Origin of the sequence: Enterobacter cloacae complex sp. CDL013, assembly GCF_049238805.1 — a bacterium.
Taxonomy (GTDB): Bacteria; Pseudomonadota; Gammaproteobacteria; order Enterobacterales; family Enterobacteriaceae; genus Enterobacter; species Enterobacter hormaechei_C.
In genome coordinates this window covers 24,490-41,830 of sequence record NZ_JBMKGT010000010.1, presented here as the reverse complement: position 1 = coordinate 41,830, position 17,341 = coordinate 24,490, and the positions used below count along the sequence as shown (strand labels likewise).

General features: G+C 56.9%; 14 protein-coding genes. 6 read left to right on the top strand and 8 right to left on the bottom strand.

All coding sequences use genetic code 11. The features are described 5' to 3' along the window. Nucleotides 1-13: 13 nt before the first annotated feature. The 5 genes from hslU to priA all read right to left on the bottom strand — a co-directional run bounded on the left by hslU (nt 14) and on the right by priA (nt 6,381). Nucleotides 14-1,345: an HslU--HslV peptidase ATPase subunit gene (hslU, locus tag ACOTXD_RS19595; protein ID WP_003862035.1), complete on the bottom strand. Its 1,332-nt coding sequence runs from the start codon at nt 1,343-1,345 to the stop codon at nt 14-16. Between the two features lie 9 nt (nt 1,346-1,354). Beyond that, complete coding sequence (gene hslV, locus ACOTXD_RS19590) at nt 1,355-1,885, bottom strand: ATP-dependent protease subunit HslV (protein WP_003862036.1); 531 nt, start codon at nt 1,883-1,885, stop codon at nt 1,355-1,357. 94 nt (nt 1,886-1,979) lie between these two features. Further along, nucleotides 1,980-2,948, bottom strand: a complete 969-nt coding sequence (ftsN, locus tag ACOTXD_RS19585; RefSeq protein ID WP_003862037.1) for a cell division protein FtsN — start codon at nt 2,946-2,948, stop codon at nt 1,980-1,982. A gap of 92 nt (nt 2,949-3,040) precedes the next feature. Continuing rightward, nucleotides 3,041-4,066, bottom strand: coding sequence for a DNA-binding transcriptional regulator CytR (gene cytR / locus ACOTXD_RS19580; protein ID WP_003862038.1), 1,026 nt, complete (start codon nt 4,064-4,066; stop codon nt 3,041-3,043). A 119-nt stretch (nt 4,067-4,185) separates the two neighbouring features. Continuing rightward, entirely contained in the window at nt 4,186-6,381 is a 2,196-nt protein-coding gene (gene priA / locus ACOTXD_RS19575) for a primosomal protein N' (RefSeq protein ID WP_023315037.1), read from the bottom strand. A 200-nt stretch (nt 6,382-6,581) separates the two neighbouring features. Here priA and rpmE point away from each other — a divergent pair, with 200 nt between their 5' ends. Together rpmE and ACOTXD_RS19565 are read left to right on the top strand one after the other, a co-directional pair. Further along, entirely contained in the window at nt 6,582-6,794 is a 213-nt protein-coding gene (rpmE, locus tag ACOTXD_RS19570; protein ID WP_003862040.1) for a 50S ribosomal protein L31, read from the top strand. A gap of 321 nt (nt 6,795-7,115) precedes the next feature. Then, nucleotides 7,116-7,796 carry an oligogalacturonate-specific porin KdgM family protein gene (locus ACOTXD_RS19565; protein WP_061856742.1) on the top strand — a complete coding sequence of 227 codons (681 nt, stop codon included), beginning with the start codon at nt 7,116-7,118 and terminating at the stop codon, nt 7,794-7,796. Nucleotides 7,797-7,838: 42 nt separating this feature from the next. Here ACOTXD_RS19565 and metJ read toward each other — a convergent pair whose 3' ends face one another. Beyond that, on the bottom strand, nt 7,839-8,156 hold the full coding sequence (gene metJ / locus ACOTXD_RS19560; RefSeq protein WP_003862042.1) for a met regulon transcriptional regulator MetJ: 318 nt from the start codon (nt 8,154-8,156) through the stop codon (nt 7,839-7,841). Nucleotides 8,157-8,431: 275 nt separating this feature from the next. On the opposite strand from metJ, the gene metB reads away from it, so the two are divergent. From metB to katG, 4 genes are all read left to right on the top strand, one after another. Further along, nucleotides 8,432-9,592, top strand: coding sequence for a cystathionine gamma-synthase (metB, locus tag ACOTXD_RS19555; protein WP_023323886.1), 1,161 nt, complete (start codon nt 8,432-8,434; stop codon nt 9,590-9,592). A gap of 2 nt (nt 9,593-9,594) precedes the next feature. Next, nucleotides 9,595-12,027 (top strand): bifunctional aspartate kinase/homoserine dehydrogenase II, encoded by a 2,433-nt coding sequence (locus tag ACOTXD_RS19550; protein ID WP_003862044.1) that lies wholly within the window; start codon nt 9,595-9,597, stop codon nt 12,025-12,027. A 226-nt stretch (nt 12,028-12,253) separates the two neighbouring features. Beyond that, on the top strand, nt 12,254-13,144 hold the full coding sequence (gene metF / locus ACOTXD_RS19545; RefSeq protein WP_003862045.1) for a methylenetetrahydrofolate reductase: 891 nt from the start codon (nt 12,254-12,256) through the stop codon (nt 13,142-13,144). 144 nt (nt 13,145-13,288) lie between these two features. Beyond that, nucleotides 13,289-15,469 carry a catalase/peroxidase HPI gene (gene katG, locus ACOTXD_RS19540; RefSeq protein WP_003862046.1) on the top strand — a complete coding sequence of 727 codons (2,181 nt, stop codon included), beginning with the start codon at nt 13,289-13,291 and terminating at the stop codon, nt 15,467-15,469. Between the two features lie 92 nt (nt 15,470-15,561). On the opposite strand, the gene gldA is transcribed toward katG, so the two are convergent. Together gldA and fsa are read right to left on the bottom strand one after the other, a co-directional pair. Next, nucleotides 15,562-16,665 carry a bifunctional L-1,2-propanediol dehydrogenase/glycerol dehydrogenase gene (gldA, locus tag ACOTXD_RS19535; protein WP_061856743.1) on the bottom strand — a complete coding sequence of 368 codons (1,104 nt, stop codon included), beginning with the start codon at nt 16,663-16,665 and terminating at the stop codon, nt 15,562-15,564. Nucleotides 16,666-16,677: 12 nt separating this feature from the next. Beyond that, nucleotides 16,678-17,340: a fructose-6-phosphate aldolase gene (gene fsa / locus ACOTXD_RS19530; protein ID WP_061856744.1), complete on the bottom strand. Its 663-nt coding sequence runs from the start codon at nt 17,338-17,340 to the stop codon at nt 16,678-16,680. Between the last annotated feature and the right edge of the window lies 1 nt (nt 17,341).

Here is a 17,341-nt window from a genome sequence, read left to right as displayed (position 1 = left end):
GCATTGAACGCGATTATAGAATAAAACGGCTCAGATCTTCATCTGCCACTAACGCATCCAGGTGTTTGCCCACATAGTCTGCGTCAATGGTAATGCTTTGACCGTTAAGGTCGCTCGCATCATAAGAGATGTCTTCCATCAGGCGTTCCAGCACGGTGTGCAGACGACGCGCACCGATGTTCTCGGTGGTTTCGTTGACCTGCCACGCGGCCTGGGCGATGCGCTTGATACCGTCATCGGTAAATTCAATGTTCACGCCTTCGGTCGCCATCAGCGCTTTGTACTGTACGGTCACAGAAGCGTTTGGCTCAGTCAGGATACGTTCGAAATCTTCGGTGGTCAGCGCCTGCAACTCAACGCGGATTGGCAGACGACCCTGGAGTTCCGGGATCAGGTCAGACGGGCTGGCAATCTGGAACGCACCGGAGGCGATAAACAGAATGTGGTCAGTTTTAACCATGCCGTGCTTGGTGGAGACGGTGCATCCTTCCACCAGCGGCAGCAGGTCGCGCTGAACGCCTTCGCGGGAGACATCCGGGCCGGACGCGTTGCCGCGCTTACAGATTTTGTCGATTTCGTCGATAAACACGATACCGTGCTGCTCAACCGCGTCGATAGCGTCCTGTTTCAGCTCCTCCGGGTTAACCAGCTTCGCGGCTTCTTCTTCAATCAGCAGCTTCATCGCGTCTTTGATTTTCAGCTTACGCGCTTTCTGCTTCTGCCCGCCCAGGTTCTGGAACATGGACTGCAACTGGCTGGTCATCTCTTCCATGCCCGGAGGCGCCATAATTTCCACGCCCATTGGCGCGGCAGCGAGATCGATCTCAATCTCTTTATCGTCCAGCTCGCCTTCGCGCAGTTTTTTGCGGAATGCCTGACGCGCAGCAGAAGGTTCAGACTGCTGTTCAGCCTGTCCCCAGTTGTTTTTTGCCGGTGGGATCAGCACGTCGAGAATACGCTCTTCGGCCATCTCTTCGGCGCGATAGCGGTTTTTCTCAATCGCCTGGACGCGCACCATCTTAATCGCCGAATCGGTCAGATCGCGGATGATGGAGTCCACTTCTTTACCCACATAGCCCACTTCGGTGAACTTAGTGGCTTCAACTTTGATGAACGGCGCGTTAGCCAGTTTGGCCAGACGACGGGCGATTTCGGTTTTACCCACACCGGTCGGGCCGATCATCAGAATATTTTTTGGCGTCACTTCGTGGCGAAGCTCTTCGTCGAGCTGCATGCGACGCCAGCGGTTACGCAGTGCGATAGCCACGGAGCGCTTGGCATTGTCCTGGCCGATAATGTGTTTGTTCAGTTCGCTGACAATTTCGCGTGGGGTCATTTCAGACATGGGCGATCCTTACGCTTTAGACGGTAATTCTTCGATGGTGTGATTGTGGTTGGTATAGATGCAGATATCACCTGCAATATCCAACGCTTTCACCGCGATATCGCGCGCGTTCATGTCGGTATTTTCCAACAGCGCACGGGCTGCGGCCTGGGCGTACGGGCCGCCAGAGCCGATGGCAATCAGGTCGTTTTCAGGCTGAACTACGTCGCCGTTACCGGTGATGATCAGCGAGGCGTTTTCGTCAGCCACGGCCAGCAGCGCTTCGAGCTTGCGTAGCATGCGGTCGGTACGCCAGTCTTTTGCCAGCTCAACGGCGGCTTTCACCAGATGACCCTGATGCATTTCCAGTTTGCGTTCAAACAGTTCAAACAGCGTGAAGGCATCAGCCGTGCCGCCTGCGAAACCGGCGATCACTTTGTCGTTATAAAGACGACGTACTTTCTTCACGTTGCCTTTCATGACGGTATTACCCAGCGTGGCCTGGCCATCACCGGCAATTACCACCTGGCCGTTACGGCGTACACTTACTATTGTTGTCACGAGCAGACCCCCTGGTTACAGATTCGGGAAACAGAAGCCCTGAGCCTGTGCTCAGGGCTGAATTAAATGATAGATGGGGGGGATTTTGGGGGTTTCAACCCCCGGAGGCGAGTCGAATGCAGTTTGTGTGGCCAGCCACTTTCAAACGGGAAATGGTGCCGTCTGCGTTTTCTTTGCCTTTGACCGGTCCAATCACTACGCGATTCCAGCCGTTATTGGTGGTAATGCGTGAGTCAAATCCTTCAAATGCCAGCTGAGCACGCACCGTTTCTGCCTGTTCGGCGCCTTTAAACGAACCGCACTGAACCATCCAGCGGCGTTCATCTTTTTTCTCAGCCGTCTGCTTCGGCACCTCGGTCTCTTTGGTGACCGGCGCAGCCTGCTGCGTTTTTGGCTGTTGCGCAGTGGTATGCGCAGGCGTCTGCAACAGATCCTGATACGGCTGTGCCGTTTGCTTCTGCGGCTGCGCCTTCGGTTGCTGCTGGACAGGCTGAGTTTGTACGGTACGCGTCTGCTGCTGCGGTTGTGAACGCGGCTGCTGTACCGGCTGCGTCTGCGTCCACTGCTGCTGTTGCGTTTGCTGCTGAGCCTGACGCTGGCGCTGCAATGTTTGCTGACGCTGCGCCGGGGTTTGTTCGTTCCACGGCACTTCGTTCAACTGCGTAGGCTGCTGGCGCATGTCCGCCTGCATCTGAGCGAGCAATTGACGCTGTTCGTCCGTCAGCTGATCGGCATTCTTCACTTCACCCCCGGCAGAAGGCTCGGTAGGCGCACGTACGCCAGGCTGGCGGCTTTCCAGCTCTTTAATGTAGCGCCAGCGCTCTTCAGGCTTAGGAGGAAGGCCGTTGCCGACGACCTTGTTACCCTGAAGGGCTTCAGACTCTTCTTTTTTATGATGCGTAATGAAGTAGAGGCCGCCAATAAAGGCCACCAGCACGGCCGCAGCAATGGCGACCATGGCTGGGGAGACAGCAGACAGGCTACGTTGCTTGCTTTTTGAACTACTCTTTTTGCGTCGCGAAGGTGCCGGCTGGCCGCGACGTACATAATCTCGTTGTGCCACTATCGTTTCGCTGTATTTATTCGTTCGTCAGCCCGCCATGTTACTTAAGCGACGGGGCTTTGACCAGATAAGGGTGTCGAAAGGTATTTACTTTAAGTTAATGCCTGGGTAGAGCCGCGCACAATTAGCTCACAATCCAGTAGCCGTGACCCACTGCTAACTGTTTGACCGTGCAGCTGATCCAGCAAAAGCAGCATCGCTTCCCGGCCAATGTCATACCGCGGCTGTGCAACGGTCGAAAGCGGCGGATCGCAAAACTCCGAAAGCGAAATATTATCAAAACCGATTATCGACAGGTCCTGCGGCACACGCAGGCCGTGACGTTTGGCGTAGGATAACGCCCCTAGCGCCATCACGTCGCTGTGGCAGAAGACCGCGGTAGGCGGTTCTGGCAAGGCCAGCAATTTTTCCAGCGCCTGCCCGCCCGCTTCAAAGGTGAAATCACCGCGCGCAATGTAGTGCGGATCGACGATAGCCCCGGTACGGCGCAGCGCCTGAACGTAGCCCTGCAAGCGGTAATGACACAGCGGCATCTCTTCTGGTCCGGCGATACAACCGATGCGCTTATGCCCCAGTTCCTGAAGATAGTTCACGGCGTTGAACGCGGCGGTGAGGTTATCGATATGAACGGTTGGCAGCTCCAGCTCCGGCGCGAATTCGTTCGCCATGACCATCGGCGGTAAATTGCGCTGTTCTTCAATGCTGGCATCAAACGGCAGGCGTGAGCCAAGCAGCAGCATGCCATCAATCTGCTTGGTGATGATCAGGTCGATGAACGTTTTTTCCTGCTGGTTCTGGTGGGCACAATCGCCAATCAGCACCAGATAGCCCTGGGCGGCGGCCGTGACTTCAATGCCGCGGATGATTTCGCTGAAGAAGGGATCGCAGATGTCGGGCACGATCACCAGGATGGTGCGGGATTCGTTGCGTTTTACGTTACGCCCCATGGCTTGCGGAAAATAACCGACCTCAAGCGCCGCCTTTTCAACCCGGTTTCGGGTCGCCTGGGAGACTTTGTCAGGGTTCATCAATGCGCGGGACACGGTTGCTGTTGAGACTTGTGCTTTCTCGGCAACGTCTTTCATGGTCGCCGAGGCAACCTCTTTCCTGGACTTCAACGTCTTCTCCTCGCCTGAACACCGAACTGCGGACCGCACCATTTTTACAGATAGTTAATGGAATCGGTTACAGAATTTTCATAAAAAGTGTGAGGCGCATTAAATTTTTCGATCCGTCTTCAGCCTTCAATCGGATCGACGTCCAGAACCCACTTCACTTTTCGCGCTTCCGGCAGGGTATTGATCAGCGCCAGCGTGCCGCTGACGATCTGCTGTAAACGGATACGCGAGGGGTGCTGAAGTAAGAGTTGCCAGCGGAAACGGCCGCCGCGTTTCGGGGCGAGCGCGGGTACCGGGCCTAAAATCCACAGCTGATTATCCACCAGCGGGCTGGCTTGCAGGAGGTTTCTCAGCTGTTGCAGGAACAGCGGCGCCTGCTGGTTATTATGGTCTTCCGCACGGATGATAACGTGGCTGGTCCACGGGGGAAGCTGCATCGTCTGACGTTCGGCCAGCGCCTGGTCCGCGAAGGCGTCATAGCCTTTGTGCAGCAGGGTTTGCAGCAGCGGATGTTCAGGGTGGTGCGTTTGCAGCACCACCTCGCCCTGCTTACCCGCTCGACCAGCGCGACCGGCAACCTGGGTATAAAGCTGGGCGAAACGCTCGGCGGAGCGAAAATCCGCGGAGAACAGCGCGCCGTCGACGTCCAGCAGGGCGACCAGCGTCACGTCCGGGAAGTGGTGCCCTTTCGCCAGCATCTGAGTACCAATCAGGATACGCGCGCCGCCACGATGTACTTCCGCCAGTTGCTGCTCAAGCGCCCCTTTACGGCTGGTGGTATCCCTGTCGATACGGGAGATGGGCACATCCGGGAAGAAGGGCGCGAGCGCCTGTTCAAGCTGTTCCGTTCCCAGACCGACCGGCACGATGTGCGTTGAGCCGCAGGACGGGCACTGACGGGGGACCGGACGCTGGCTGTCGCAGTGGTGGCAGCGCAAATGGCGCTGAGCCTGGTGGAAGGTGTAGTAGTGATCGCAGCGCGGGCACTCCGCGATCCAGCCGCAGTCGTGGCACAGCAGCGCAGGCGCAAAGCCGCGGCGGTTCAGGAACAGGATCACCTGGTTGCCCGCCTGCAAATGCTGACGCATGCGGCTAATCAGCGCAGGCGCTAACCCGGCCTGCACCTGCTGACCTTTCAGATCCAGCACATGCTGAATGGCCGGGCGGGCATTTCCCGCGCGGCGCGTCAGGCGCAGCATGTGGTATTTACGCTGGCGAACGTTGTGCAGCGTTTCAAGCGCGGGGGTGGCAGACCCGAGAATAATGGGGATTTGCTCGCTGTGGGCGCGGTACACGGCTAAGTCGCGGGCGTGATAGCGCCAGCCTTCCTGCTGTTTATAGGAGCTGTCATGCTCTTCATCGATCACGATAACGCCGAGATTTTTAAACGGCGTAAACAGCGATGAACGGGTGCCGATCACAATCGCCGCTTCGCCGTTTTTCGCTTTCAGCCAGGCGCTGAGGCGCTCGCTGTCGTTCAGGCCGGAGTGCAGAACCTCAACGGGCGCATTAAAACGTTCACGGAAACGCGCGATGGTTTGCGGCGTCAGGCCGATTTCCGGCACCATCACCAGCGCCTGTTTGCCCTGCGCGAGCACGTTTTCCAGCACGCTCAGATACACTTCGGTTTTACCGGAGCCGGTGACGCCCGCCAGCAGCCAGGCGGAAAAACGATCGGCAGCGCTGTGAATCGCGCCTACGGCGGTGGCCTGCTCGGTATTCAGACGCAGACGATCGCCCGAGACGGAAAAGCCGTCGCGCCAGTCGTGAAGGGCAGGTGCTTCACTGGCCAGCTCGCTCAGCCCTTTCTTCCTTAATGCCTGCAACGCGGTTTCGCTTACCTCAAGCTCGTCGACCTGATGGCGCCAGATTTTTCCCTGGCGCAGCGCGGCCAACGCCTGCTGCTGTTTTTGCGAGCGCTTCAGGCTGTTAATGTCCACCGCCTGGCCCTGCTCGGTGGCAAACCAGTACCACATTGGCGCGTGGCTGGCGCTCTTACCCTGGCGCAGCATAATGGGCAGGGCATGGAACAGGACGTCGCCAATCGGATGATGATAATAATCTGCCGCCCACAGCAGCAGTCGCCAGGTGCTGGTGGAGTAAACCGGCTCGCTGTCCAGCACCTCAACAACCGATTTCAGCTCGTTTAGCGGCAGTTCGCTTTTATTACTGACGGACACCACGATCCCCACGCGCTGCTGTTTGCCAAACGGCACGGTCACGCGACAGCCCGCTTTGGCGCTCATGCTGTCGGGCAGCAGGTAGTCAAAGGTGCGGGGAAGCGGAACGGGCAGGGCAACGTGAGCGACGGGCATCGAATCTTCCTGACTTGAAAAGTGGCGCGTTAGTATACACATTAGTGAAAGCGGCGTGCGGATCAGTTTGCATACGTTGGTCAAATTCTGTATGATTCGCCGCCTTTGGTGTATTTTACGCCAAAGAACTTACATTCAACATCGCGTGGTGTCTGGCGTTAGGGCTGGAAGAGCGACGCGGCCTTAACTGAGGTTCTCCCATGAAAAAAGATATTCACCCGAAATACGAAATGATTACTGCAAACTGCTCTTGCGGTAACTCTATCCAGATCCGCTCTACCGTGGGTCACGATCTGAACCTGGACGTGTGCGGCAAATGCCACCCGTTCTACACTGGTAAGCAGCGTGATGTTGCAACCGGTGGCCGTGTTGACCGCTTCAACAAGCGTTTCAGCATCCCGGGCGCTAAATAAGCATCCAGAAGAAACCGCCTCCGGGCGGTTTTTTTGTGCCTGTAATATCTCTCCTGAATTAATTCTGTATTTATATTTTCTCTTCAAATATATATTTTAATTTTTCCGAAAAATAATCACCGTGTCTTAATATATTCCTATTTATACGGATAGTGAGCTTTATCTCTGTATTCTTGGCCTGTTTGCCATTTTATTGCCGGATATGGCAATAAATAAAAGGTTTCCCTCTGGGTGTAAAATTACACTGCGCTCGACATAAATTCTTATTTGCCATTTCAACAGCGATGGCTTTCAGGGTGTATTTACTTTGAGGGAAAAAGGATGAAACTGAAGCAACTTTTATTCGTGCTTCCATTACTATCGTGCGCGGCGCAGGCGGGATATGTTGATTACCGACACGAGTATTACGACGATGGACGTAACTATGACCGTGTGTACATGTCACACCGTTTCGGGACGGGCTTTGGTGTGGCCGTAGAGGCCGTCTCACGCTCAGACGAAAAGCAATCTAATGATGCGCTCAATAATATGGAAAGTAACAGCAACGAATATACTGCCAGCTACCAGTTTACCTGGCAGGGATTTATCTGGCAGCCGGGTATCGCGGTTGAAATGGGTGACGACATGGCTATTTATAAACCCTATTTACGCGTACAGTATAATATTAATGAAAGCTGGTGGACGGCGTTCCGTTATCGTACCGAATATACCCGCCGTAATGCAGACGGTAAAGATGACAGACTGGTATATCGCCCGGAAATGTGGCTGGGATATAATATTGATAACTGGATGTTTGAGCTGAACGGAATTTATAAATTCGCCGACAACGAAGATCTGTATAACAACAAAAAAGAGGATTACGAATATAACTTCCGCGTGGCGTATAACATCGATTCGTGGGTGCCATTCGTGGAGGTGGGTAATGTCTCTTCCGGCTATAACACTGCTACCACTGACGACCGACAAACGCGTCTGCGTGTCGGCTTAGGTTACAACTTCTGAGAAACCATCCCGCTGAGCACCCTCAGCGGGACCGCATCGCTGTTAGTATTCCCAGGTCTCCGGGTCGATACCCAGTTCACGCATGATCACCTTCGCCTCTTCCGGGATTTCGTCACTGCGTTCTTTACGCAGATCGTCATCGTTCGGCAACGGTTGGCCGGTAAACGCATGCAGGAACGCTTCGCACAGCAGTTCGCTGTTAGTGGCGTGACGCAGGTTGTTCACCTGACGACGCGTACGTTCATCGGTGAGGATCTTCAACACCTTCAGAGGAATGGACACCGTGATTTTCTTGACTTGCTCACTCTTCTTACCGTGCTCAGCGTATGGGCTGATATATTCGCCGCTCCATTCAGCCATGAGATACCTTTAATCCTCTCAGTCATTAATCTAAAGGTGCAAAACCCGTAACCATCAGTTTTGAACCGTAATCTTGCGTAGTTTACCGTAGAGACGATACCGAGGCACGGATATTGCCGCTGTAGCGTGTCCTAAAGCATATAATTTTAACGGCTATTTGCGCATTGCTCAATCTATACGCAAAGAAGTTTAGATGTCCAGATGTATTGACGTCCATACTTTCAATGTTTACTCTGGTGCCTGACTTTTCACCTCATTCGCCAGGAAGCCTCACCATGACGCGTAAACAGGCCACCATCGCAGTGCGTAGCGGATTGAATGATGACGAGCAGTACGGCTGCGTTGTCCCGCCAATTCATCTCTCCAGTACCTATAATTTCACCGGATTTAATGAACCTCGCGCGCATGACTACTCGCGTCGCGGCAATCCTACGCGCGACGTCACCCAGCGCGCGCTGGCGGAACTGGAAGGCGGCGCAGGGGCGGTATTAACCAATACCGGCATGTCTGCCATTCACCTGGTAACCACAGTGTTCCTGAAACCTGGCGATCTGCTGGTGGCGCCACACGACTGTTACGGCGGCAGCTATCGTCTGTTTGATAGCCTGGCGAAACGTGGCTGCTACCGTGTGCTGTTTGTCGATCAAAACGACGAACAGGCGCTGAAACAGGCGCTTGCCGAGCAGCCGAAGCTGGTTCTGGTGGAAAGTCCAAGCAATCCATTGTTGCGCGTAGTCGATATTGCGAAAATTTGTCAGCTCGCAAGGGATGCGGGAGCGATAAGTGTAGTGGATAATACGTTCCTCAGTCCGGCCCTTCAGAACCCACTGGCACTGGGTGCCGATCTGGTGTTGCATTCATGCACGAAATATCTGAACGGCCATTCTGACGTGGTGGCGGGCGTGGTGATTGCCAGAGATCCCGACGTTGTCACCGAACTGGCATGGTGGGCCAATAACATTGGCGTCACCGCGGGCGCGTTCGACAGCTATTTGCTGCTGCGCGGTATTCGCACGCTATCACCGCGTATGGACGTGGCGCAGCGTAATGCCCAGGCGATCGTGGATTTCCTGAAAAACCAGCCGCTGGTGAAAAAGCTTTATCACCCGTCGCTGCCGGAAAACCAGGGGCACGAGATTGCCGCGCGCCAACAGAAAGGATTTGGCGCGATGTTAAGTTTTGAACTGGACGGTGACGAGCAAACGCTGCGTCGCTTCCTGAGCGGGTTGTCATTGTTTACGCTGGCGGAATCCTTAGGGGGAGTAGAAAGCTTGATCTCCCACGCCGCAACTATGACGCACGCAGGTATGGCACCCGAAGCACGTGCCGCCGCCGGGATTTCCGAGACGCTGCTGCGTATCTCGACCGGTATTGAAGATTCTGAAGATTTAATTGCCGATCTGGAAAATGGCTTCCGGGTCGCAGCCAAGGGGTAATCATGAGTGTGATAGCGCAGGCAGGGGCGAAGGGTCGTCAGCTGCACAAGTTTGGTGGCAGTAGTCTTGCTGATGTGAAATGTTACCTGCGTGTCGCAGGGATCATGACCGAGTATTCACAGCCGGGGGACATGATGGTTGTCTCTGCGGCAGGCAGCACCACCAACCAGTTGATTAGCTGGCTGAAACTGAGCCAGACCGATCGCCTCTCTGCGCATCAGGTGCAACAGTCCTTACGTCGTTACCAGAGCGAACTGATTGCCGGTTTGCTGCCTGCGGACGTGGCGGACGGGCTGATTAGCGCTTTTACGCACGACCTTGAGCGTCTGGCCGCTCTGCTGGACAGCGGCATTACCGATGCGGTGTATGCCGAAGTGGTTGGCCACGGTGAAGTGTGGTCTGCGCGCCTGATGGCCGCCGTGCTGCAACACCTGGGTGTGGAAGCCGCCTGGCTCGACGCGCGTGATTTCCTGCGTGCCGAACGTGCCGCGCAGCCGCAGGTGGACGAAGGGTTGTCCTACCCGCTGCTGCAACAGCTGCTGGTGCAACATCCCGGTAAACGTATTGTCGTCACCGGCTTTATCAGCCGCAGCAATGCCGGCGAAACCGTTCTGCTGGGCCGTAACGGCTCTGACTACTCGGCAACACAGATTGGTGCCCTGGCGGGCGTGTCCCGCGTCACCATCTGGAGCGACGTGGCCGGTGTGTACAGCGCGGACCCGCGCAAAGTGAAAGATGCCTGCCTGCTGCCGCTGCTGCGTCTCGACGAAGCGAGCGAGCTGGCGCGTCTGGCGGCCCCGGTGCTGCACGCGCGCACGCTACAGCCGGTTTCCGGCAGCGACATCGACCTGCAACTACGCTGTAGCTACACGCCGGATCAGGGTTCCACCCGCATCGAGCGCGTGCTGGCATCCGGTACGGGCGCGCGCATTGTCACCAGCCACGATGACATCTGCCTGATTGAGTTCCAGGTGCCTGCGGGCCAGGATTTCAAACTGGCGCACAAAGATATCGACACCATCCTGAAACGTGCTCAGGTGCGTCCGCTGGCCGTTGGCGTGCATAACGATCGCCAGCTGTTGCAGTTCTGCTATACCGCCGAAGTGGTGGACAGCGCCCTGAAAATTCTGGATGAAGCGGGCCTGCCGGGCGAGCTTCGCCTGCGTCAGGGGCTGGCGCTGGTGGCGATGGTAGGCGCGGGCGTCACCCGTAACCCGCTGCACTGCCACCGCTTCTGGCAGCAGCTGAAAGGCCAGCCGGTGGAGTTCACCTGGCAATCAGAAGAGGGCATCAGCCTGGTTGCCGTTCTGCGTAAAGGGCCAACCGAAAGCCTGATTCAGGGCCTGCATACCTCCCTGTTCCGTGCGGAAAAACGCATCGGCCTGGTGCTGTTTGGTAAAGGCAACATCGGTTCCCGCTGGCTGGAGCTGTTCGCCCGCGAACAGGTCACGCTCTCGGCGCGTACCGGGTTCGAATTCATTCTCGCAGGCGTGGTGGACAGCCGCCGCAGCCTGCTGAACTACGAAGGGCTGGATGCCAGCCGCGCGCTGGCCTTCTTTAATGATGAAGCCGTCGAGCAAGATGAAGAGTCGCTGTTCCTGTGGATGCGTGCGCACCCGTATGACGATCTGGTAGTGCTGGATGTGACCGCCAGCGAGCAGCTGGCCGATCAGTATCTGGATTTCGCCAGCCACGGGTTCCACGTCATCAGCGCCAACAAGCTGGCGGGCGCGAGCAGCACTGATAAATATCGCCAGATCCACGACGCGTTCGAAAAAACGGGTCGTCACTGGCTGTATAACGCCACCGTTGGCGCAGGTCTGCCGGTTAACCATACCGTGCGCGATCTGATTGAAAGCGGCGACAGCATTCTGGCGCTGAGCGGGATCTTCTCCGGCACGCTCTCCTGGCTGTTCCTGCAATTTGACGGCACCGTGCCGTTCACCGACCTGGTGGATCAGGCGTGGCAGCAGGGTTTAACCGAGCCGGATCCGCGCGTTGACCTTGCCGGTAAAGACGTGATGCGCAAGCTGGTGATCCTGGCGCGTGAAGCCGGCTACGACATTGAGCCGGGTCAGGTACGCGTTGAGTCGCTGGTGCCTGCGGGCTGCGAGGAAGGGTCCGTCGATCACTTCTTCGAGAACGGCGACGAGCTGAACGAGCAGATGGTGCAACGTCTGGAAGCAGCTAACGAGATGGGGCTGGTGCTGCGTTACGTGGCGCGCTTCGAGGCGAACGGTAAAGCGCGCGTGGGCGTGGAGGCGGTGCGTCCTGAACATCCGCTGGCGGCGCTCCTGCCATGCGACAACGTCTTCGCCATCGAAAGCCGCTGGTACCGCGATAACCCGCTGGTGATCCGTGGCCCGGGCGCGGGACGCGATGTCACCGCCGGAGCCATTCAGTCCGACATTAATCGTCTGGCTAAGCTGCTGTAACGTCTGCATTTCCCTCTCCCTGTGGGAGAGGGACAGGGTGAGGGTATCAGACCGCACTCACCCCCATCATGAATGCCCTTCATCTTCCCTGAACAAACCTCACCGTTAATGTTGATTATTTCTGTTGACGTCATCCCGCTTTTCCGTCATTTTTACATCTGGACGTCTAAACGTATAGAAGTTCACAACACAACAGACAATGACACGCGATTGATAGGGGTAGGGTATGAGCTTTTTTCACGCAAACCAGCGGGAAGCACTGAACCAGAGCCTGGCCGAAGTAAACGGCCAGATTAACGTCTCTTTTGAATTTTTCCCGCCGCGCACCAGTGAAATGGAGCAAACCCTGTGGAGCTCTATCGATCGCCTGAGCAGCCTCAAGCCGAAGTTCGTCTCCGTGACCTACGGCGCCAACTCCGGTGAGCGTGACCGCACGCACAGCATCATTAAGGGCATTAAAGACCGAACCGGTCTGGAAGCGGCGCCGCACCTGACCTGTATCGACGCCACCCGTGATGAACTGCGCGCCATTGCCCAGGACTACTGGAATAACGGCATTCGCCACATTGTGGCCCTGCGCGGCGACCTCCCGCCAGGCAGCGGTAAGCCAGAGATGTTTGCCGCCGATCTGGTCGGCCTGCTGAAAGACGTTGCCGACTTTGATATCTCCGTGGCCGCCTACCCTGAAGTTCACCCGGAAGCCAAAAGTGCCCAGGCGGATCTGCTCAACCTGAAGCGTAAAGTGGAGGCTGGTGCTAACCGTGCGATTACTCAGTTCTTCTTTGACGTTGAAAGCTACCTGCGCTTTCGTGACCGCTGCGTCTCGGCAGGTATTGATGTCGAAATCATCCCTGGTATTCTGCCGGTCTCGAACTTCAAACAGGCGAAGAAATTCGCGGATATGACCAACGTGCGCATTCCGCTGTGGATGTCCAAAATGTATGAAGGGCTGGACGACGACCCGGAAACCCGCAAGCTGGTGGGAGCCAATATCGCGATGGACATGGTGAAGATTTTAAGCCGCGAAGGGGTGAAAGATTTCCATTTCTATACCCTGAATCGCGCGGAAATGAGCTATGCCATTTGCCATACGCTCGGTGTTCGCCCGGCGCTGTAAAGTAAAAAGCCCTCATAAAACGAGGGCTTTTTAATCGAACAGAGAGTTAAAAGGTATTAGCTATCGAATCTGTGGATTAATTCAACTATCTCTTATCGCTAGTGGTGTATATCGTAACGGTAACACTGTAAAGGGAGCATAGCGATGAGCATGTCAGACGAGACCAATAACGCGGCATCCGCCGGCAAATGTCCGTTCCACCAGGGCGGCGTCGATCACAGCGCGGGTGCAGGTACCGGCAGCAAAGATTGGTGGCCTAAACAACTCCGCATCGATCTTCTAAACCAACATTCCAACCGTTCGAACCCGCTGGGTGAAGACTTCGACTACCGCAAAGAATTCAGCAAGCTCGACTATTCCGCCCTTAAGGGCGATCTCAAAGCCCTTTTAACCGACTCACAACCGTGGTGGCCTGCCGACTGGGGAAGCTATGCGGGCCTGTTTATTCGTATGGCCTGGCACGGTGCGGGTACCTATCGCTCCGTTGACGGTCGCGGCGGCGCGGGGCGCGGCCAGCAACGTTTTGCGCCGCTGAACTCCTGGCCTGATAACGTCAGTCTGGATAAGGCTCGCCGTCTGCTGTGGCCAGTTAAGCAAAAATACGGACAAAAAATCTCCTGGGCCGACCTGTTTATCCTCGCGGGTAACGTGGCGCTGGAGAACTCCGGCTTCCGCACTTTTGGTTTCGGTGCCGGGCGTGAAGACGTCTGGGAACCGGATCTGGACGTGAACTGGGGCGATGAAAAAGCCTGGCTGACCCACCGTGACCCGGAAGCGCTGGCGAAGCGCCCGCTTGCGGCCACTGAAATGGGCCTGATTTACGTTAACCCGGAAGGGCCAAACGCCAGCGGTGAACCGCTGTCTGCGGCGGCGGCGATCCGCGCTACCTTTGGCAATATGGGCATGAACGACGAAGAGACCGTCGCGCTGATTGCAGGCGGCCATACGCTCGGTAAAACGCACGGCGCAGGCGAAGCCACGCATGTGGGCACTGACCCGGAAGCGTCGCCGATTGAAGCGCAGGGTCTGGGCTGGGCCAGCACGCACGGCACCGGTATTGGCGCTGACGCCATCACCTCCGGGCTGGAAGTTATCTGGTCTCAAACCCCGACCCAGTGGAGCAACTACTTCTTCGAGAACCTGTTCAAATACGAATGGGTGCAGACGCGTAGCCCGGCGGGCGCCATTCAGTTTGAAGCCGTGGATGCGCCAGAAATTATGCCTGACCCGTTTGACCCGTCGAAAAAACGCAAGCCAACCATGCTGGTCACCGACCTGACGCTGCGTTTTGATCCGGAATTCGAGAAAATTTCCCGTCGCTTCCTGAACGATCCGCAGGCCTTCAACGAAGCCTTTGCGCGCGCGTGGTTCAAGCTGACCCATCGCGATATGGGGCCAAAAGCGCGGTACATTGGCCCGGAAGTGCCGAAAGAAGATTTGATTTGGCAGGATCCGCTGCCTCAGCCGGTGTTCCATCCGACGCAGGAAGATATTGAAAGCCTGAAAGCGGAAATCGCGGCCTCTGGTCTCTCCGTGAGCGAGCTGGTTTCCGTGGCCTGGGCGTCGGCATCGACCTTCCGCGGCGGCGACAAGCGTGGCGGCGCTAACGGCGCGCGTCTGGCGCTGGCGCCTCAGCGCGACTGGGATGTGAACGCCGCGGCGGTACGGGCGTTACCGGCTCTGGAAGCTATTCAGCGCACCACTAATAAAGCCTCACTGGCCGATATCATCGTGCTGGCAGGTGTTGTGGGCGTTGAGCAGGCGGCGAAAGCGGCAGGCGTTTACGTCAACGTACCGTTTACCCCAGGCCGCGTAGATGCGCGTCAGGACCAGACGGACATCGAGATGTTTAACCTGCTCGAACCGGTTGCCGACGGTTTCCGCAACTACCGTGCGCAGGTGGATGTGTCCACCACCGAGTCGCTGCTGATCGACAAAGCCCAGCAGCTGACCCTGACCGCGCCGGAACTGACGGTGCTAATCGGCGGTCTGCGCGTACTGGGTGCAAACTTCGATGGCAGCAAGAATGGCGTGTTTACCAACCGCGAGGGCGTGCTGAGCAACGACTTCTTCGTTAATCTGCTGGATATGAACACCCAGTGGAAAGCGACCGATGACTCAAACGAGCTGTTTGCCGGTAGCGATCGCGCCAGCGGAGAAGTGAAATACACCGCCACCCGCGCCGATCTGGTCTTCGGTTCAAACGCCGTCCTGCGTGCGCTGGCCGAAGTTTACGCCAGCAGTGATGCACACGAGAAGTTCGTCCGTGATTTTGTTGCCGCGTGGGCGCGAGTGATGGATTTGGACCGGTTTGACGTGAAGTAACCCATGTGCCGGGTGGCGGCTACGCCTTACCCGGCCTACAAATTAAAGTGCCATGTAGGCCGGGTAAGCGCAGCGCCACCCGGCTTTTTTCGTTACTCCCACTCCTGCAAGAATCGCTGTCCATACTGGTCGGCCACCAGCAGCGCCGCATAGACCTGATCCGGCGTGACGCCGCCAGGCATGTTGTGAATGGTTTCACCTTCGGCGCAGGACGCTTCCGCGATCAGCCGCATTTTGGCCGGAATATCCTCTTTGATGTTCAGCTGCGCCAGGGTGATCGGCAGCCCAACGCTGTGGCAAAGCGCGGCGACGGTCTCAATTTCTTCAACCGGCGCGTTCTCCAGTACCAGCTGTGTCAGCGTGCCGAACGCGACCTTTTCGCCATGGTAAAAATGATGCGCATCCGGCACCGCCGTCATGCCGTTGTGAATGGCATGCGCCGCCGCCAGCCCGCCGCTTTCAAAGCCCACCCCGCTGAGATAGGTGTTGGCTTCGATAATGCGTTCCAGCGCCGGTGTGACGACATGCTGCTCTGCCGCCAGCATCGCTTTCTCGCCCTCTTCAACCAGCGTGTTGTAGCACAGCTCTGCCAGCGCTAACGCTGCCTGCGTGCACTTGCCACCCGCCATGGTCGTGGCGCCGCTGCGCGAACAGGCGCGCGCTTCAAACCAGGTTGCCAGTGCATCGCCAATCCCGGCGGCCAGCAGGCGCGCAGGTGCGCCTGCCACCACTTTGGTATCGACAATCACTATGTTCGGGTTGTGCGGCAGCATCAGGTAGCGATCGAACTCACCGCTGTCGGTATAAATCACGGAGAGGGCGCTGCACGGCGCATCGGTGGAGGCAATGGTCGGGGCAATAGCCACCGGCACGTCCATAAAGTGCGCCAGCGCTTTGGCGGTATCCAGCGTTTTTCCGCCGCCGATACCCAGCACCGCCAGGCAGTCGGCGCTGTCGGCCAGCTTTTTCAGGCGATCGATTTCATTTTGCGAACATTCGCCACCAAACGGTGCGATTTCGGCATGGAGTCCGGCTTTTTTAAAACTCTGACGCAGGGTTTCTTCAGCAAAACCCAGCACAAATTTATCGCCCACCACCAGCCAGCGATTCGCCAGCGGCTTCAGGTAGTCGCCGAGGCGAGTAAGAACATCTGCGCCCTGGATGTATTTCCCCGGCGATTGAATAATACGGTCCATAACAGTTCTCCCTTAGAGGTTGAGGTTACCAAACGCGTTTTTCCAGTCCTGATCGAACTTCTCTATGGCTGACTCTACCGCTGGCGTGCCGAGCATTTGTTGCGCTACGTCTAAGGGAAGCGTGATTGCCTCACATCCTGCCAACAGGCAATCCAGCGCCTGGCGCGGCGTTTTAAAGCTGGCAGCCAGCACCATGCTCTTTGGCGTATGTTGTTCCAGCAGAGATTGCAGCTCCTGTACCGTGCGAATGCCGTCACCGCCCTGCGCATCGACGCGGTTTACATACGGTGCGACATACTTCGCTCCTGCCAGCGCGGCCAGTAAACCCTGAGCGGCGCTGTAAACGGCGGTGCCCAGCGTGGTAATACCCTCTCTTTTCAGCTCTTTAATGGCGATAAGCCCCTGCGCGGTGACCGGAATTTTCACCACAATACCCGGGATGGCGTTACTCAGGCGTTTGGCCTCCGCCACCATGCCTTCGGCGTCGCGGCTCATGGTTTGAGCAAACAGCGTGCCCTCCGGCCCGATGGCTTGTTGCAGCCGCGGCAGCACGTCCCAGATGGATTCACGGCTGGCGGCAATGATGCTCGGGTTGGTGGTAACGCCCGCAATGGGAAAAATGCGCGCCAGGCGTTCAACTTCCGCCACGTTGGCGGTATCCAGGTACAGTTCCATC